This window comes from Ottowia thiooxydans DSM 14619 (genome assembly GCF_000422885.1).
In the GTDB taxonomy this organism is placed as follows: Bacteria; Pseudomonadota; Gammaproteobacteria; order Burkholderiales; family Burkholderiaceae_C; genus Ottowia; species Ottowia thiooxydans.
Genome location: NZ_AUGX01000046.1, coordinates 1 through 17,004 on the forward strand (window position 1 = coordinate 1; position 17,004 = coordinate 17,004).

At 60.0% G+C, this 17,004-nt stretch carries 16 protein-coding genes; 11 read left to right on the forward strand and 5 right to left on the reverse strand.

Annotated features, from left to right (window positions below):
* Positions 1-47 precede the first annotated feature (47 nt).
* Positions 48-434: a hypothetical protein gene (locus G518_RS40135; protein WP_156909514.1), complete on the reverse strand. Its 387-nt coding sequence runs from the start codon at positions 432-434 to the stop codon at positions 48-50.
* A 41-nt stretch (positions 435-475) separates the two neighbouring features.
* Between G518_RS40135 and G518_RS0123290 the strand changes: the two genes are divergently transcribed.
* The 3 genes from G518_RS0123290 to G518_RS0123305 all read left to right on the forward strand — a co-directional run bounded on the left by G518_RS0123290 (position 476) and on the right by G518_RS0123305 (position 2,262).
* Positions 476-1,150 carry a TetR/AcrR family transcriptional regulator gene (locus G518_RS0123290; protein WP_028604581.1) on the forward strand — a complete coding sequence of 225 codons (675 nt, stop codon included), beginning with the start codon at positions 476-478 and terminating at the stop codon, positions 1,148-1,150.
* A 2-nt stretch (positions 1,151-1,152) separates the two neighbouring features.
* Complete coding sequence (locus G518_RS0123295) at positions 1,153-1,920, forward strand: tetratricopeptide repeat protein (protein ID WP_028604582.1); 768 nt, start codon at positions 1,153-1,155, stop codon at positions 1,918-1,920.
* Between the two features lie 81 nt (positions 1,921-2,001).
* The gene (locus tag G518_RS0123305; protein WP_028604583.1) at positions 2,002-2,262 is read left to right on the forward strand and encodes an acyl-CoA-binding protein; all 261 of its coding nucleotides are present in this window, start codon (positions 2,002-2,004) and stop codon (positions 2,260-2,262) included.
* A 97-nt stretch (positions 2,263-2,359) separates the two neighbouring features.
* Here the strand turns inward: G518_RS0123305 and G518_RS0123310 are convergent, their stop codons facing one another.
* Positions 2,360-3,463, reverse strand: a complete 1,104-nt coding sequence (locus G518_RS0123310; RefSeq protein ID WP_036595806.1) for an aminopeptidase — start codon at positions 3,461-3,463, stop codon at positions 2,360-2,362.
* A 127-nt stretch (positions 3,464-3,590) separates the two neighbouring features.
* Here G518_RS0123310 and G518_RS0123315 point away from each other — a divergent pair, with 127 nt between their 5' ends.
* Positions 3,591-4,838 (forward strand): M20 aminoacylase family protein, encoded by a 1,248-nt coding sequence (locus G518_RS0123315; protein WP_028604585.1) that lies wholly within the window; start codon positions 3,591-3,593, stop codon positions 4,836-4,838.
* On the forward strand, positions 4,835-5,911 hold the full coding sequence (locus G518_RS0123320) for a M14 family metallopeptidase (RefSeq protein ID WP_028604586.1): 1,077 nt from the start codon (positions 4,835-4,837) through the stop codon (positions 5,909-5,911). Before G518_RS0123315 ends, G518_RS0123320 begins: the two co-directional genes overlap by 4 nt.
* A gap of 494 nt (positions 5,912-6,405) precedes the next feature.
* Here G518_RS0123320 and G518_RS0123330 read toward each other — a convergent pair whose 3' ends face one another.
* Entirely contained in the window at positions 6,406-7,596 is a 1,191-nt protein-coding gene (locus tag G518_RS0123330) for a LysR family transcriptional regulator (protein WP_036595797.1), read from the reverse strand.
* A 147-nt stretch (positions 7,597-7,743) separates the two neighbouring features.
* Between G518_RS0123330 and G518_RS0123335 the strand changes: the two genes are divergently transcribed.
* Both G518_RS0123335 and G518_RS0123340 read left to right on the forward strand, forming a co-directional pair.
* On the forward strand, positions 7,744-8,646 hold the full coding sequence (locus G518_RS0123335; RefSeq protein ID WP_028604589.1) for a DUF1932 domain-containing protein: 903 nt from the start codon (positions 7,744-7,746) through the stop codon (positions 8,644-8,646).
* A gap of 85 nt (positions 8,647-8,731) precedes the next feature.
* Positions 8,732-9,763 (forward strand): Bug family tripartite tricarboxylate transporter substrate binding protein, encoded by a 1,032-nt coding sequence (locus tag G518_RS0123340; RefSeq protein ID WP_051237320.1) that lies wholly within the window; start codon positions 8,732-8,734, stop codon positions 9,761-9,763.
* A gap of 192 nt (positions 9,764-9,955) precedes the next feature.
* Here G518_RS0123340 and G518_RS0123345 read toward each other — a convergent pair whose 3' ends face one another.
* Positions 9,956-10,741, reverse strand: coding sequence for a type III pantothenate kinase (locus G518_RS0123345; protein WP_028604591.1), 786 nt, complete (start codon positions 10,739-10,741; stop codon positions 9,956-9,958).
* 115 nt (positions 10,742-10,856) lie between these two features.
* On the opposite strand from G518_RS0123345, the gene lysM reads away from it, so the two are divergent.
* Together lysM and panB are read left to right on the forward strand one after the other, a co-directional pair.
* On the forward strand, positions 10,857-11,339 hold the full coding sequence (gene lysM / locus G518_RS0123350) for a peptidoglycan-binding protein LysM (RefSeq protein WP_028604592.1): 483 nt from the start codon (positions 10,857-10,859) through the stop codon (positions 11,337-11,339).
* 220 nt (positions 11,340-11,559) lie between these two features.
* Positions 11,560-12,450, forward strand: a complete 891-nt coding sequence (gene panB, locus G518_RS0123355; protein ID WP_028604593.1) for a 3-methyl-2-oxobutanoate hydroxymethyltransferase — start codon at positions 11,560-11,562, stop codon at positions 12,448-12,450.
* Positions 12,451-12,667: 217 nt separating this feature from the next.
* On the opposite strand, the gene G518_RS41570 is transcribed toward panB, so the two are convergent.
* Positions 12,668-13,867, reverse strand: a complete 1,200-nt coding sequence (locus tag G518_RS41570) for an MBL fold metallo-hydrolase (RefSeq protein WP_028604594.1) — start codon at positions 13,865-13,867, stop codon at positions 12,668-12,670.
* 94 nt (positions 13,868-13,961) lie between these two features.
* Here G518_RS41570 and G518_RS0123365 point away from each other — a divergent pair, with 94 nt between their 5' ends.
* On the forward strand, positions 13,962-14,810 hold the full coding sequence (locus G518_RS0123365) for a PPK2 family polyphosphate kinase (protein WP_084652175.1): 849 nt from the start codon (positions 13,962-13,964) through the stop codon (positions 14,808-14,810).
* Between the two features lie 337 nt (positions 14,811-15,147).
* On the forward strand, positions 15,148-16,998 hold the full coding sequence (ggt, locus tag G518_RS0123370) for a gamma-glutamyltransferase (RefSeq protein WP_036595808.1): 1,851 nt from the start codon (positions 15,148-15,150) through the stop codon (positions 16,996-16,998).
* The last annotated feature ends 6 nt before the right edge of the window (positions 16,999-17,004 follow it).

Consider the following 17,004-nt stretch of genomic DNA (forward strand, 5'->3'; position numbering starts at 1 on the left):
CCCCCTAGGGGGACGCAGCCAGCGGCCTGGCAAAGCCAGCTCCGCGGCTACTCACGTATGGCCTGCTCCGCGGCCTTTTGTCTTTGCCCCCTCTCCCGCGCGCGGGAGAGGGCTGGGGTGAGGAGCAGGCAGCGCATCCACGTGGAATAAGCTCGTTCGTGGCACCAACGATTGCTAAAAAGCTGACGATGCGGCTCTTGAATGCAGCCTGGTGAATCCCTGTGACGCTTGCTCGGTTTAAAGCATGTTGAGGCGTCTGGAGCCTCGAAATCACGCGCTGTATGGCGTGCCGGCACGCCATACAGCGCGCCTGGCACGGGAAGGTCCCAATGGCTCGCGCGCATTTCATCGGCGATGATGGCGTTGTCCGGCTGACAAGCGTGTTTATGATTGAGTAAAAACACATTCATCGCGAGCTGCTTTAATGCACGCATTGCAGCGTCAGGAGACAACGACCTTCGAATGGAGATAAGAGATGGCCAAGAAAGCGCCCCGACGCACCGCCGAGCGCATCCTGGTGACCACGCTCGATCTATTCAACCGCTACGGTGAGCCGAACGTCTCCACCACGATGATCTCGGCGGAGCTGAACATCAGCCCCGGCAACCTGTACTACCACTACCCCTCGAAGGAAGAGTTGGTGAACACCTTGTTCACCCAGTTCGAGACCGAGCTTCACGAATTGCTGGGCGCGGCCGAAGGTGTGCGAGACGTCGAAGACACCTGGTTCTTTCTGCACTCCATGTTCGAGTTGATTTGGCAGCACCGCTTTCTCTACCGAGACCTGAACCACCTGCTCTCGCGCAACCGACGGCTGGAAACGCACTTTCCCGCGATCCTCATGCGCAAGCGAACAGCGCTCCGCTTGATCCTCGATACGCTGGTGACCGAGGAAAATCGCGCCCCACCCACTCAGGAGGAAGAGCTCGCTCGAAGCGCGGCGGCCGCCACCATGGTGGTGGTCCTGACCTATTGGTTGAGCTACGAATACGTGTTGAATCCCCGCGGAGCCATGGAACCAGCCAACGCGCAAGACGCGTTGCTGCGCGGAGCTCATCACCTCATGAGCATGCTGGCACCATACTTGCAAGAGGATGCACGCGCCCATTTGCTGGCGCTTATTTCAGCCTACGATGCAAAAGACATCTGAACATGACAGCCCAGCCATCCCACGCAAGCCAGCACTTCTTCGACGCCAACACGCTGCCCGCCCATTGGCAGCGCCTGCATGTACTGGATTGCGAACCCCTGCCTCAGGACCCTCTCCTGTTGCAGGGCTGGGCATTGCTGCATGCCGGAGATTTCGAGAAAGCGGAACTGACCGGCCTGTCCGCTGGGTTGCCGGGCATATCACTGGCTAACCGCGCCGCCTCCGCATACGCCACGCTGATCGAATCAAGAGAAAAGGCTCGCCTGGATCTGTTTCAACGCATTCAAGCGAGATCTCGCGCTCATGCTGCGGAGGAGCCTGATAACCCCAACGCCTGGTTCTGGCAAGGCTATGCGCTCACGCGATACAGCCAGGGCATCCACGTGGCGCGCGCGCTGGCGCAAGGCTTGGGTGCGCAGATACTTACGGCACTCAACAAGACGCTCGAACTCGCGCCTGACCATGTGTATGCACATCTGACCCTGGGCAGCTTCCACGCCGAGGTGATCGAGAAGGTGGGTGCGCTCATCGGTGCCATGACCTATGGCGCACGAGCCGAAACATCACTGGCGCACTTTCGCGAAGCGCAGCGGTTGGCACCTGACTCGGCCGCTGTCATGGTGAACTATGCCGATGCACTGGTTTCGCTGGAGGGTGAGGCCCGGCTGGCAGAGGCGACGCGCTTGTATGAACAAGCTGCTGGCATGACCCCTCGTGATGCCGTAGAACGCCTATGGGTAGAACTGGCTCGCACTGGGCTTGCGCTTTAGTGGATGCCAAGGCGCCAGTGAGGCCGAAGCGCCTTGCGCCAAGCCTCGCGTATATTGACGCCCTTATCAAGGAAACCCACCATGTCTGACCTCAAAACCCGGTTCGATGAAGCCGTCGCCAACTCCAAAGCGCTGAGCTCGCGTCCTGACAATGTCACGCTTTTGAAAATCTACGCGCTCTATAAGCAAGCCTCCCAAGGCGACAACGAAGAAGCCAAACCAGGTTTCACGGACCTGGTCGCGCGCGCCAAGTGGGACGCGTGGAAAAAGCTCGAAGACACCAGCGCCGATGACGCCATGCAGCAATATATAGATCTGATTGAAGAGCTGCGCCAAGCCTGAATGCCAGGAGGCTGCCGGACCTGGAGCCCCGATAGGGACCATGGACCGCTGCAGCCCATTTGCGCCGGCGGTCTCCCTAAGAACCCCCATGAGGCGCTCAACCCGCGATTTCCTTCAGTTGGCGCCGCCGGTCGTCTCTCGGCTGGCGCGCCAAATCGGCCACAGCGGCGTGAAACCGCAACCAATCACCATTGCACCGGACGAACAGCGCTTCGAAACCGGGCACCAGTTCGTCATAAACCGCCTGCACGCCAAACGTGGCATTGTTGGCCTGCGCTACCCAGCGGTCATAACCATCAAAAGGCGCGCCTGCATCTGCCCATCCCTGCTTTAGCGCCGCGTAGCGATCACGAAACCGCCCCATGGCCTCTTTCTTGGCGGCAAGCTCACCGCCGGCGCCTTGATCCGTGACCGGGGGTTTTTTGTACGCCTTTTCCAACTCTTCGCGCGTTTGAAGCGTGAGCGCGCGAAAAGCACCGCGACGAGCGTTGAAGGCCGCGTAATCTCGCCGTGCGGCCTCACCTGCCTGGGTATCCAGCCAGCGAGCCACGCCCAGCCTCTCCACCGCCGTGGCGTACGACTCATTGAACATGGTGTCGTCGTCCACATAGACCACCTGGTGCGCCAGCTCATGAAAGATCATGCGTGCCAATTCGCCCTCCGGATAGCGAATAAAGGTGGAAAGCAGCGGATCACCGCCCGCCCAGTTCAGCCATCCAAGGGTGGAATAAGCCGGCACGCCGTAGACGGAGACCTCCAGCCCTTCCTGCTGCTGCAATTGCCCCGCCAGCTCGCGCGCCGCCTTCTCGTCGTAATACCCTCTGTAACCCACGCAGCCCACGAAGGGAAAGCACCAGGTCTTGAGCACCAGCGAATCGGGGGGTGCTGCGGCCACGCTCCAAACCGCTGCGCTACGCTTTAAGTCTGCGTAGCGGTGATAACTGGCGTTGTCAGGCAAGGCCAGCTCGCTGGAGGCGAATGCACGCAGGCGCCGCGCGAGTTCAAGCCGGGGACGCAGCTCAGCCGGGGTCGCCGGGTCAGCCAGCCAATCGTCTATAGGCCGGGCCGCATGCATGAGCGCCAGATGCCCCTGTATGGATTGGGCGTAATAGGCCATCGAAGAACAGCCCGCCAGCAAGCACGCGGCGAGCGTCAAGGCTATCCACTTCGCCAGTGAGTTCAGGGAAAAGCGGCTACCCATTGGTTCGATTTCTGGAATCTCCATATCGAGGAAGTTTCGACGAAAAACGCCGCTTCAGCATTATCCATACAGGGATTCGCAGAGAACCCCAATACAAATTCCAGCCATCCGGGCTAGACTGCGGTGCATGAAGCTCATTGACGCCGTACTCGCCCAATCCGCCGACATCGCCGCCATCCGGCGCGACATCCACGCGCACCCTGAACTCTGTTTCGAGGAGGTCCGTACCGCCGATCTGGTGGCCGAAAAGCTCACGGCTTGGGGCATCCCTGTTCACAGGGGCATGGGCACCACTGGTGTGGTGGGCATCGTGCACGGTCGCGATGGCGGTAAAAGCGGCCGGGCCATTGGTCTGCGCGCCGACATGGACGCGTTGCCCATGACCGAATTCAACACCTTCGCACATGCCAGCCGGCACCCAGGCAAGATGCACGCTTGCGGCCACGATGGCCATACCGCCATGCTGCTGGCAGCCGCTCAGCACCTGGCCCAGCACCGCGACTTCGACGGCACGGTCTATCTGATTTTCCAGCCTGCCGAGGAAGGCGGTGGCGGCGCACGCGAGATGATCAAGGACGGTCTGTTCGATAAATTCCCGGTGGAGGCCGTATTTGGCATGCACAACTGGCCTGGCATGCCGGTAGGTACTTTCGCCGTCAGCAGCGGGCCTGTCATGGCCTCCACCAACGAATTCAAGATCATCATCACCGGCAAGGGTGGTCATGCGGCCATGCCTTATACGGGCATTGATCCGGTTCCTATCGCCTGCCAGATGGTGCAGGGCTTCCAGACCATTCTCACGCGCAACAAGAAACCGGTGGACGCAGGCGTGATTTCGGTCACCATGATCCATGCAGGCGAAGCCACCAATGTCATTCCCGATTCCTGCGAGATGCAAGGCACGGTGCGCACCTTCACAACTGAAGTGCTGGATCTGATCGAGCGGCGCATGCAGGAGGTCGCTGAAGGGATCTGCACGGCATTCGGTGCGCAGTGCGACTTCCAATTCCAACGCAACTACCCTCCCACCATCAACACCGCCTATGAAGCCGAATTTGCGCGCGGCGTCATGGCCGAGATTGTGGGTGCCGACAAAGCCCTGGCCCAAGAGCCCACCATGGGCGCCGAAGATTTCGCCTACATGCTCCAGGCACGCCCTGGCGCGTATTGCTTCATTGCCAATGGCGACGGTGCGCACCGAGGCAAGTACGAAGGTGGCGGGCATGATGCTGGTCCCTGCGTGCTGCACAACCCGCATTACGATTTCAACGACGATCTGATCCCGTTAGGCGGCTCCTACTGGATCAAACTGGCTCAAGCCTGGCTGGCGCACCAGCCACCAGAGGGCCGGCCTATGCCTACAGGTGCGGTGTGATTCGCATCCCGAAGGCTTTCGCGTCCAGCTACGCCAAGGCGCGCGTCAAATTTCTCGAAGCGGCCGCCACCGCAGGCACGCATATCGAATCGTTCAATCACCCCCTGCCGGGTAGAGAGGGCGAGCAGTTGGCGCTCGATGTAGCGCTTGATGGCGATCCTCAAGCCAAGCGCCTGCTCATCGTGAGTAGCGGATGCCATGGTGTCGAAGGCTTTTGCGGCTCTGGCGTGCAGGTTTTTGCTCTGCACGACAGCGAATGGCGCGAAAAGGCCCGCTCTGCGGGCATTGCCGTGCTCTACCTGCACGCCCTCAATCCCTATGGCTTCTCCCATCTGCGCCGCGTAACGCAGGAGAACGTGGACCTCAATCGCAACTTTCTCGATTTTTCAAAGCCGGTGCCAGACAACGCGGACTATGGGCGCATACACCCCCTGCTGCTTCCAGAAACTTGGCCACCAGACGATGCCAACCGTGCAGCCACGCAGGCCTTCATCGATCAAAACGGGGTGAAGGCTTGGCAAGCCGCTATCTCCGCTGGGCAGTATGAATTTTCCGGGGGCCTGTTCTACGGTGGCAATGCTCCCACCTGGAGCAATCACACCCTGCGCCAAGTACTAAGCCGGTATGTGAATCATGCCAACCAGATCGCCTGGATAGATCTGCACACCGGCCTGGGACCTCAGGGCGTGGGAGAGCGCATCCACGCAGGCAGAGACAATGCCGAAGCCCTCGCCAGGGCTCGCCATTGGTGGGGAGACGGCGTCACCTCCATCCATGACGGATCTTCGAGCAGCGCCCTGCTCACTGGCTTGCTGTGGTATTCCATCGAAGAAGCAGCTCCGAACGCCCAATACACCGGCATCGCACTCGAATACGGGACCGAGCCCGTCGTGGAAATCCTGGACGCATTGCGCGGCGACCATTGGCTGGCCCTGCACCCTGAGGCGCCCGCTGAACTGGCTGCACAGATCAAAGAGCGAATCCGGCACGCTTTTTATACCGATACAGATCCCTGGAAGGGGCAAGTTATCAGCCAAGCACGGCAGGCGATGTTCCAAAGCTTCGGGGAGTAGGTGTAGTCGCCACCCGGTACCGCTGCGTTTCGGGCAGAGAATTCCAGCCTCATCCTGACATTGGCCTCGGACCGAGCGGTTGCGAAAATGGGTGTAGTTGGGTGTGATATTGGTTTTATCCTCCAAACCGAGTCCCTGAGAATCACCCCAGAGTTCTGAGTCTGATCGCCCGGATTGACGAATTCAAAGGCGTCTGGCGCTTCCTTGGCACTCTTGCCGCGGACAGTCTGTAGAAATACGCTGAAACTTGTGACACTAACAAGCAGTCAACTGCCGTTCCAGGTTCAAAGATCCTTCGCGCCTGTTTGGAGGTCAACGCTCAAGATACGCCGACCCTCACCCCAACCCTCTCCCGCGCGCGGGAGAGGGAGCAAGACCAGAAGGCCGCGGAGCAGGCCATCCGGGTGTAGCCGCGGAGCTGGCTTTGCCAGGCCGTTGGCTGCGTCCTCCCTCAGGGGGATGGCGCGCAAGCGACTCAGGGGGAGCTCATCTATTCAAGGGGAGCTACTCCGGATCTCCCCCATCAAAGCCAGCGTCCCCGGCGGTAGTTGCGCTCCTGCTCGAGTCACCAGACCAATATGGCGGCGCAGGCCATCCATTGGGAAAGGCAACACCCGCACGTGGCCGGAATCCACCTCGTAACGAAGCTGATGGGTGGAAAGGACAGTGAGCATGCCCCCTTCCATCAGCATGCCCCGCACCAACGCCAGATCGCCCGTCTCCACCGCCGGGACCAAGGCCGGCTCGCCGTGGCTCACAAAAAACTGATCAAGCGAGGCGCGCAACGGGGTGCCGGGTCGTGAAAGCACCCACGATTGATCGCGCAGGTCACTAAAGTCCAGCTTGCGCTTTCGTGCCAGTGGGTGCGTGGCTGCTGCCATCACACCCAACTCATCTTCGAACAGGGTTTCGGAGCTGAGGCTAGGGTCAGCCGCAGGGCGCAGCGCACCGATGATGAAATCAACCTTGCCCCTCATCAGGCCCGCATGAAGCTCTTCATACGGGCTCTCCAGCGAGTGGATTCGCAAACCCGGGTGCGCCAGGCGCAAAGCATCGATAGCCCTGGGAAGTACCCGGGTACGCGCGAGCGGAAGAGTGCCCACCGTGATCAGGCCCCGAAGGCTGCCGCGAGCTGCAGCAATTTCATCCTCCAGGTAGCGCAACTCGGCCAAGGCGCGGTCGAAGTGCAACGTCCAGCGTGTGCCTGCGTCAGTCGGTATGAGCCCGCTCGCAGTGCGCAGGAAAAGCTTCTGCCGCAGCGCCCCTTCCAGGCGCGCCAGGACACTGCTCACCGCCGATGGCGACACCCCCAACTGGCGGCCCACCGAGGGCATGTGGTGCAACTCGGCCAGCAAAGAGGCGGCCCGCAAACGCCGCTCGTCATACAGCACATCTGCCGCTGAGTCCGGGAGAGCCTGCGCCTTGGCGCCTCCGGCGGCCTCCTCCAACACGGCAGAAAGCTCATCCTGGACGCGTTCGAAGCGAGCCAACACCAAAGCGCCTGCCGGGGTAGGCAACATGCCACGGCCTTTGCGTTCGAACAGAGGCATACCCAAAGCGCTCTCCAGGAGCGCCACGGCGCGGCTCACGGCAGAAGGTGCGCGACGCAGTGATTCAGAGGATGAACGCACCCCACCGGCACGTGCCACGGCACTCAAGGTTCGGATATGGCGCAAGGCAAGCATGGCGCCTATTTCACCATAGCCATGAACAGATTCGAACAGTTGATGGCCTACAACGCAACCTTCACAGCATCTGATTTCGTAAAAATAGGCTAGGAGCGATTTACCCGTTAACCGCCTACAAATTTTTTCTCTCAGAAGGAATAACTCATGGTCAACATCAGCCTCGGAATCATCGGTTTTGGAGAGGTCGGGGGCGTCTTCGGCCGTGGCCTGCTGGGTCAAACCGGAGTGCAAACCGTTCAGGCTTGGGATCTGAAATTCGCAGGCGCCGGGAGCGAGGCCGCCCGCGCCGCCACCAGCGCTGACGGCATCGTCCCCACAGACAACATGGCGAGTTTGTGCGTTAAAGCCACCCTGCTCATTTCCGCCGTCACCGCCTCCAACACCCTGGCCGTCGCAGAAGAAGCTGCGCAGCATGTCCGCCCCGGTACTGTCTTCCTGGATCTCAACTCTGCCTCACCCGGCACCAAGCAACGCGCGGCAGCGGCCATAGAGGCGGCGGGTGGCCAGTACGTAGAAGCCGGGGTGATGACTTCGGTGCCGCCTTACGGCATCAAGGTGCCGATGCTGCTGGGCGGCGCACAGGCCGCTGAATTAGCGCGCACTCTGAACGGATGGTCCATGAATGCGAAGGCCGTGTCTGAGAAATTGGGCGTGGCCTCTGCCATCAAGATGAGCCGCAGCATCATGATCAAGGGTCTGGAGTCCCTGGTGATTGAGGCCTATACCAACGCCCGCGCCTACGGCGTGGAAGACCATGTATTGCCAACCTTGCGAGAGACATTTCCCCAGATCGACTGGAGTCAGCAAGGCGCCTACTTCTTCAGCCGAGTGGTGCAACACGGCAAACGCCGTGCGGAGGAGATGCGCGAATCGGCCAACACGGTCAAAGAAACGGGCTTCGAGCCCTTCATGGCCAGTGCCATCGCTCAAAAGCAAGACTGGGTGGCCGGCTTGGCGCGCGATGGCGTATTCGATGGCTTGACGGGCAAATCACCTTGGCAGGAGTACGCGGACCGACTGCTTGCGCAGCGTAAGAACGGCCAGTAAATAAGCAACGCCCTGCGCAAGCCGCATGTTGGCGCGCCCCCAGCGCGCTCACAATGACATCACGAACCACAAACGGAGACAAGATATGCACAAGTCCTCAGAGCCTTCTATCCCTTCCGGCGCAGGCATCGACACCCGACGCCGCCAACTGATCGTCGCCGCCGCCGGCGGCGCTATGGCAACCCCTTTCCTGAGCGCCCATGCCCAGGACGTGAAGGCCTATCCCAACAAGGCCATCCGCCTGGTCGTTCCCTTCACCCCTGGTGGCTCTACTGACATCCTGGCCCGCACCATTGGTTTGCAGCTTACTCAGGCTTGGAACCAGGCGGTGATCATCGACAACGTGCCTGGCGCCGGGGGCTCAATCGGTGCGGACAAGGTAGCCAAGGCGCCCGCAGACGGCTACACCTTGCTGATGGGACACATCGGCACCCTGGCCGTCACGCCTTCTTTGTATCCCAAGCTGCCCTACAACCCTCTAACGGCTTTCGCCGCAGTAGCGTGGGTGGCCCGGGTGCCCAATGTGCTGGTGGTGCACCCCTCCGTGCCAGCGAAAACTGTGCAGGAGTTGGTGGCCTATGCCAAAGCCAACCCCAACAAAATCAACTATGGCTCCGGTGGCAACGGCAGCGCGGCGCACATTGCCACCGAATACTTGAAGCTGCAAACCGGCACGCAGATGCAGCACGTTCCGTATAAAGGCACTGCACCGGGCGTGACAGACTTGGTGGCCGGGCAAATACAGCTCATGTTCACCGGCTTGCCAGCGGTCATGAACCAGGTGAAAGCCGGCCAACTGCGAGCGATCGCGGTCTCATCGCCCAAACGCGTCAAAGCGGTGCCCGATCTCCCCACGGTGGCCGAAAGCGGCTACCCCGGCTTCGAAGCGGATCAGTGGTACGGCGTAGTAGCGCCGGCCAACACACCCAAGGATGTGATTGCCAAACTGAACACTCAAATCAACCAATCACTGTCTTCACCGGACATAGGCGGGCGCCTGTCCAGTGAGGGCGCTGAGGCTACTCCGAATCCACCGGAAGTATTCGCCAAGCTCATCAACAGCGAAATCGCGCGTTGGCGGATCGTGATCGAAAAGGGTGGCGTGAAGGTGGAGTGATGGCTCTTCTCGCCGGTTGGCGAGGGCAAACCTGGCGATGCCCTCCAGCGCAGTGCTTCACGCCTGAATGGGGGCCGGCCAACCGGGGGCCGGCCATCCGGGGGCCGGTCAACCGTGGGGGACGACTCGGGGACTGATCCACTCCCCGCCTCCTCTTGCGCGGGCAGGAAGACCAGGAAGAAGCCGGAAAATTCAGCCCTTGAGCCGCCCCATCAAAATTTCCCTCTCCCGCGCAATCACCAACAACCCATCAAATATCAAACTCTCCACCAATTCGAACGGTCTTCCCATGCTGGGCAGCATCTTCCACCCCGCGCCCCCCGTCATGATGCAGACCGGCTCCGCACCGCAATGCTCACGCACATGCTGCGCCATGCGTTCGCAAGCCCCGGAAATGGCGTAAGTACCCCCGCTGGTTAAACCATCACTGGTGTTGGTCGGGAATTCGCAGACCTCCCCGGTGGGCACATGCAGCCCCGCCGTGCCAGATTCCAGCGCGCGCAGCATGATCCCGTGGCCAGGCAGGATCAAGCCCCCCAGGAAGCGCCCTGAGGCATCCACGGCCTCCACGGTCACAGCGGTACCCACCATCACGACCACCATAGGCCGAGCTGGCCCCTCAGCCAGCATCCGGTGGTAGGCGCCAATGACGGCCACCCATCGGTCGGCCCCCAGCCGTGAAGGAAAATCGTAACCATTGGTCAGCCCCGCCTCCGCGTTGCTGGCCACCACCCAGCGTGGCTCGACGTTCCAGATCTCCATCTGCTCCTGCACGCGGTGCTTCACGGCCTGTCCGGCCACGATGCACCCCAGCATGCTGGTGGGTTCAGGAAGCCCAGCCCACGCGCCTTCAGCCAGACGGTCGATCTGTTCCAGAAACTCGGCCCCAGAGGCCAGCACGGCAGCGCCAGGCAGCGCCCGCTCGTAGAGGGTCCACTTGAGTCGCGTATTGCCGACATCGATTGCCAGAAATGTCATGGAACGGCAATATAACGGGTTTGTCCTACGCCGCATATCGTTCAGATACCGTTCAAGTGTCTTGTACAACGGTTACAGTGGCTTTCTTGCCTCATTACCACCACCAGGAGATCACATGGGATTGTTCAGTTTCATCAAAGACGCCGGCGAAAAACTCTTCGGCGCCAAAGAAGTCGCAGCAGCTGCAGCGTCCAGCGCGCCCAACCTGGCCGACTTGAATGCCCAGGCAGCTGATGCCATCAAAACCTACATCGAAAAGCAAAACCTGGGCATTTCTGGCCTGGCAGTCGCATTCGACGGAGCCACAGGCAAAGTGGCCCTGAGCGGCAATGCGCCCACTCAGGAAGCGGCTGAAAAAGCCGGCTTGTCTGCTGGCAACGTCTCCAGCGTGAGCGGTGTAGACAACAATCTGCAATACCCTGCAGGCACGGCTTCGCAGTACCACGACGTGGTGAGCGGCGACACCCTGTCGGCCATCTCCAAAAAATACTACGGCGACGCCAACAAGTACAACGCCATTTTTGAAGCCAACAAGCCTATGCTGAGCGATCCGAACAAGATCTACCCCGGACAAAAGCTGCGTATTCCGGCTCTCTGAGCGTTTTCAACGCATTGAGAATGTGTTTACGACCCGTAAACACGTTCTCATAACGGCGCCTTCGGGCGCCGTTTTTCTTGGCTCGAATGAAGTCACAAGTCTCAAGACGAAATTGCCCTGCATACTCGTACCCTGGAAATGGCTTTGCTGACCGTCCCCTGGGGCTTGGAAAACCCCTAAGGCCAGGGGATACTTTTTATCTTCTTTGGATCATTCGAAAATGTCAGAAACGGTTTCAACGTCGGGTGCCGCTCCTGCGGCACCCTATGGGGGCACTCGGCCCAATGCGGAGCAAAAACGCAAGAAGGTCACTGTCACACGCCTCGCTCAAATGCGCGCGGACGGCGAAAAAATTGCGGTGCTCACCGCGTATGACGCCACATTTGCCGCCTTCGCGGACTCCGCAGGCGTCGATTGCGTCCTGGTAGGTGACTCTCTGGGCATGGTTTGCCAAGGTAGAAGCTCCACCGTGAGCGTGTCCCTGGAAGAGATGCGGTACCACACGCAGTGCGTAGCTCAGGGACTTGAGCGCCACGGTAGCACCGCACTTCTCATCGCTGACTTGCCCTACGGGACCTTCCACCAGTCACGCGAGCAGGCATTCGCTTCGGCCGTGGTGCTGATGCAGGCCGGCGCCCAGATGATCAAACTTGAGGGCGGTGGATGGACTGTTGAGATCGTAGCGTTTCTCACTGAGCGTGGCATTCCGGTCTGCGCCCACCTCGGGCTGACGCCCCAGACAGTTGCTGCGCTGGGCGGCTACAAGGTGCAGGGGCGCCAGGCTGATGAGGCTCGGCAGATGAAAGCCGATGCGCTCGCCCTGGAGGCTGCCGGCGCCTCCTTGCTGGTGCTGGAGATGGTTCCCGCTGAGTTGGCCACAAGCATCACCAGCCAGATGAAATCCTGCGCCACCATCGGTATAGGCGCGGGCAGCGGCACGGCCGGGCAAGTCCTGGTCATGCATGACATGCTGGGCATGAACCTGGGACGCATGGCGAAGTTCGTCCGCAATTTCATGCAGGGCTCATCCAGCATTGAGGGAGCGTTTGCCGCGTATGTGGCAGCAGTCAAAGACGGCAGCTTCCCGAATAACGAGCAGCACGCCTGGTAATTTCCGTTGGGATAGCGGCGTGCCGGCCTGCACGCCGCATTTCACCAATGATCTAACTCATTCCCGTTGATCCCTGGGGCGGTCTCACTTTCTGACCATTACCCACAGGCACCTCCAGCAGTCAACCTCTAGGAGGCTGTCGGACTTGGAAATCGCCGGCTGCAAATGGGCCGCAGCGGTCCATTTTCGCTATCGGCGCTCCAAGTCCGACAGCCTCCTAGTTCTGCTTCCAGGGTAAGCCCGCGTGGCGCCAGCCGCTCTTGTGCCCCCGATGAGCCTGGTCGTCAGGATCGCCCTCGAAGCCGCCAAGAATGTTGAAGGCGGTCAAGCCCAGTGCGCTCGCGCGCTTGGCGGCCGCCACTGAGCGAACGCCGCTGCGGCATAGCAGTGCGAGTTTTTTCCCTCCGGCGGCTGCGGCCTGAATGGCTTGGTCAAAATCCGGATTGAGAGCCATGCCTGGCCACTGCTTCCACGCCACCGCCACCGCACCTGGCACGAAGCCAACCCATTCGCGTTCAGCATCCGTGCGCACATCTACCAGTACCGCTTCGCCGGTACTCAGCCACTCGTAAGCCTTCTGCGGCGGGATATCCCCTGCGTAGCCGTCCACGGGATTCGCCTGGCCATAGCCGGCCTCCTGCGAAAGTCCTGAGCGTTGATTGGCGGGCACTGCCTCATCGATTCGCTTGGGCGGCGGCAGATTGAGATTGTTCATCAGCGCCACGAATTCATCCAGGGTTTTACCGGCAATACGGGGGTTGGTGGATTTTTCGACAGCAATGCTCGTTTGGGTGCGCTCCTTGTAGTCATGACCGGGCCAGACGATGGTGGTCTCTGGCAACTTGAAGAGCACCTCAGTCAAGCTTCGATAGAGCTTGGCAGGATCGCCTGATTGAAAATCGGTGCGGCCACAGCCTCCGATCAGCAGCGTATCACCGGTGAATACATGGAGGGTATCCTGACGGGATTCAGGGCGACTCTCAGGGCCGAACTTCGAAGCAAGGGCAGTGCCTGCCGGCGTCTGCTCGCCCTCGACGATGTGGGCACGCTCCCAGTAAAAACAGACGCTGCCTGCCGTATGCCCCGGCGTGTGCAGCACGCGCACCCGCTCGGCGCCGAAAACCAGCTCATCCCCATCGCCAAGCTGGGTCGCGGCTGTGCCGATGTCACAGCCGGAGGGCGCGGCCATGCGCGCGCCAGTCAGCTCGGCCAGCTTCGCGGCGCTGGTGACATGGTCAGCGTGGGCATGGGTTTCCACTGTCCAGCGTAAGGTGAGCCCAAGCTGCGTGAGAACCGCCATGTCGCGCTCAAGCTGCTCTTCCACAGGATCAACGATCAGCGCCTCCCTCGACCGCTCGTCGTAGAGGATGTAGGTGTAGGTGCTCGAAGCAGGGTCGAAGAGTTGGGTCGGATTCATAGGCTCATGGTCATGTCTGTTGTACAAAGAGGGGCCTGTCCAAATTCTGGCAGATGATGTCGTACCCTTGAAATTTACGTTCTGGAGCCCTTGTATGGCAACCAAAAAAAGTAGCAGCAAAAATGGTGAGGACAAACGCTTGGCGGGCTTGCGCCCAGACCAGGAAAAATCATTTGAATTGAAGGATTGCGACCCTGATGCGAAGCCTTTTTCAATTGGGGACAAAACCGCCGACAAAGCGGCTATTCAGGAGCTAGCGATCGAGATTGACGCATTGCAAAACATGCTCTACGCCGACCGACGGTACAAGCTGCTGCTGGTGTTGCAAGGCCTGGACACATCCGGCAAGGATGGCACCATCCGCGCCGTATTCAACCAGACCAGCCCGCTAGGCGTGCGCGCTGTGGGATGGAAAGCACCGAGCGAAAACGAAAAGGCGCATGATTATTTGTGGCGCATTCACCAGCAGGTGCCGGCCAGCGGCGAAGTCGTGGTGTTCAACCGGAGCCATTACGAGGACGTGCTGGTCCCGGTCGTCAACGGCTGGATTGACGAACGCCAGACGGCACAACGCTACGCTCAGATCAACGACTTCGAGCGGATGCTGAGCGAAACCGGCACCATCATCATGAAGTTCATGCTGCACATCAGCAAAGACGAGCAACGCGAGCGATTACAAGAGCGCCTGGACGACCCGGCCAAACGCTGGAAATTCGATCCAGCAGACCTGGAGGTACGCAAGCAGTGGAAAGACTACAGCCGTGCCTATGACGCCCTGTTGGAAGCCACTTCGACGGATCATGCGCCCTGGACGGTCGTCCCCGCTGACAGCAAAACGCATCGCAATCTGATGATTGCCACTCTGGTGCGAGACCGCCTGAAATCGCTGGATCTGCGCTATCCGCCTGATGACTCCAAGCTGAAGGGCTTGATCGTCGAATGACGAAAGCGTGGCCAGCCATGGCAGCCACCATGGCCGTCCTGTACTGACTTCACCGGGGACAGCCGCCTCTTCGGCGTTGCAATTGCTCACGATATCGCAAGGTATCGCAGCGTTTTGCGCCTTTCAGCCACAGCTTTTCAAACACAATGGAACTCGCGCCGAGACGATCAACACGCTCTTAGAACGTGTTCATGAACTTATGCTGCGGCCAAATAAACTGAAGGAGACATTCATGCTCGCTGAAAAAAATACCCCCCATGCTTCCTCGCTTCCCGAGGTCAGCCCCAAGAAGTACCGAAACCGTCCGCGGCATTCTTCATCTCCGGACAGCTCGGAAATGAAAAAAGCTTATCGCTACCGCGTATTGATTAGCGGTATTGCACTGGCTGTACTTGCCGCTTGCGGCACACGGACTCCTCTGCCGCCAGGCAGTCAGCCTGACGTTCAGGTGTCTGCCCCCGCAGCTAACCAATCCGCCGTCCAATCCAGCCCCCAACCGGCAGCACCATCGGCAGCACCATCCGCCACGCAGGCAGCAGCGGCAGCCTATGACTTTGACATGGACGTCTTCCACCCCGTGGTGGCAAGAAACGGCATGGTGGCGAGCGAACAGGAGTTGGCATCGCAGATTGGACTGAATGTTCTCAAATCCGGTGGCAATGCGATCGATGCGGCAGTGGCCATGGGCTTCGCGCTGGCCGTGGCACTACCCAATGCAGGAAACCTGGGTGGTGGTGGCTTCATGATGGTGCACGACGCCAAGACCGGAAAAGACATTGCGCTTGACTTCCGCGAGATCGCACCCATTGCCGCCACGCGCAATATGTATCTCGACGAAAAGGGCAACGTCATCGACGGCAAATCGCTCTATACACATTCCGCGGTTGGCGTGCCGGGCACCGTGGCAGGCATGGCGCACGCGGCACAAAAGTGGGGCACACAGCCACTGGCCAAATTGATTCAGCCCTCCATTGCTCTGGCCGAAAAAGGCTTCCCAGTCACCGAAACCCTGGCAAAGGTGCTGAGACAGGAAACCAAGAACATGGGCAAGTGGGAGGCCACCAAGGCCATCTATTGGAAAAACGGCGCCCCCCTGAAACCCGGTGATCTGCTGGTGAACAAAGATCTTGGCAGGTCCATGCGCCTGATCGCCCGGGATGGCGCCAAGGCTTTCTATGAAGGCGAGATTGCCCGAAAAATCGTCGCTGACATGGCGCAGAACAAGGGCCCGATCACGGCCCAGGATTTGCGCGAATACAAAGTGGTGGAACGCGAACCAGTGCGCGGCAGCTATCGCGGCTACCAGATCGTGACCATGCCGCCACCCTCCTCCGGCGGCGCCCACCTGGTCCAGATCCTCAACATGATGGAGCGCTGGCCTATTAAAGATTGGGGCCATAACAGTGCCCAAACCGTGCACCATATGGCCGAAGCGATGAAGCTCGCCTACGCCGATCGCAGCGAATACCTGGGTGACCCTGATTTCGTGAAGATCCCACTGAAGGGGCTTACTTCCAAGAAGTACGCCGACGAGCTCGCCAAGTCCATCGATCCCAACCGCGCCCGCCCCGCCAAAGAGATCAAACCTGGCAAGCCGCAGCCCTACGAGAGCGATCAAACCACTCACTACTCCGTGATGGACAAGGCGGGCAACATCGTCGCCGTGACCTACACGCTCAACACCAACTTCGGTTCGGGTATCGTGGCACCTGGCACCGGCATCATGCTGAACAACGAGATGGATGATTTCTCCGCCAAGCCGGGCGTGCCTAACGCCTACGGCCTGGTCGGTGGCGATGCCAATGCAGTCGGTGCCAAAAAGCGTCCGCTGTCATCCATGACCCCCACTTTCGTACTCAAGGATGGCAAGCCTTGGATGGTGACCGGCAGTCCTGGTGGCGCGCGCATCATCACCACTGTGCTGCAGCAAGTGGTCAACGGCATCGATTTCGGTATGAACCCTTCTGAAGGAGCCTCTGCTCTGCGCTTTCACCACCAGTGGACGCCCGATGAACTGCGTGTGGAAAAAGGCTTTTCGCCTGACTCCCTGGCACTGCTGAAGCAACGCGGTCAGAACGTGTCCGTCAAAGCCTCCATGGGCCGTACGCAGACCATTCAGATTCAGGGCAATGAGTTCTGGGGCTACTCCGATCCTCGCAACCCTGACGGGAAAACGCTGGGATATTGAGAGCCT

Excerpts from the sequence above, each read along its gene's own strand:
- G518_RS0123310 (WP_036595806.1), bottom strand. The coding sequence starts at position 3,463 with ATGGGTAGCCGCTTTTCCCTGAACTCACTGGCGAAGTGGATAGCCTTG.
- panB (WP_028604593.1), top strand. The coding sequence starts at position 11,560 with ATGTCAGAAACGGTTTCAACGTCGGGTGCCGCTCCTGCGGCACCCTAT.
- G518_RS41570 (WP_028604594.1), bottom strand. The coding sequence starts at position 13,867 with ATGAATCCGACCCAACTCTTCGACCCTGCTTCGAGCACCTACACCTAC.
- G518_RS40135 (WP_156909514.1), bottom strand. The coding sequence starts at position 434 with ATGCGTGCATTAAAGCAGCTCGCGATGAATGTGTTTTTACTCAATCAT.
- G518_RS0123345 (WP_028604591.1), bottom strand. The coding sequence starts at position 10,741 with ATGACATTTCTGGCAATCGATGTCGGCAATACGCGACTCAAGTGGACC.
- G518_RS0123335 (WP_028604589.1), top strand. The coding sequence starts at position 7,744 with ATGGTCAACATCAGCCTCGGAATCATCGGTTTTGGAGAGGTCGGGGGC.
- ggt (WP_036595808.1), top strand. The coding sequence starts at position 15,148 with ATGAAAAAAGCTTATCGCTACCGCGTATTGATTAGCGGTATTGCACTG.
- G518_RS0123365 (WP_084652175.1), top strand. The coding sequence starts at position 13,962 with ATGGCAACCAAAAAAAGTAGCAGCAAAAATGGTGAGGACAAACGCTTG.
- G518_RS0123295 (WP_028604582.1), top strand. The coding sequence starts at position 1,153 with ATGACAGCCCAGCCATCCCACGCAAGCCAGCACTTCTTCGACGCCAAC.
- G518_RS0123305 (WP_028604583.1), top strand. The coding sequence starts at position 2,002 with ATGTCTGACCTCAAAACCCGGTTCGATGAAGCCGTCGCCAACTCCAAA.
- G518_RS0123340 (WP_051237320.1), top strand. The coding sequence starts at position 8,732 with ATGCACAAGTCCTCAGAGCCTTCTATCCCTTCCGGCGCAGGCATCGAC.
- G518_RS0123315 (WP_028604585.1), top strand. The coding sequence starts at position 3,591 with ATGAAGCTCATTGACGCCGTACTCGCCCAATCCGCCGACATCGCCGCC.
- G518_RS0123330 (WP_036595797.1), bottom strand. The coding sequence starts at position 7,596 with ATGCTTGCCTTGCGCCATATCCGAACCTTGAGTGCCGTGGCACGTGCC.
- lysM (WP_028604592.1), top strand. The coding sequence starts at position 10,857 with ATGGGATTGTTCAGTTTCATCAAAGACGCCGGCGAAAAACTCTTCGGC.
- G518_RS0123290 (WP_028604581.1), top strand. The coding sequence starts at position 476 with ATGGCCAAGAAAGCGCCCCGACGCACCGCCGAGCGCATCCTGGTGACC.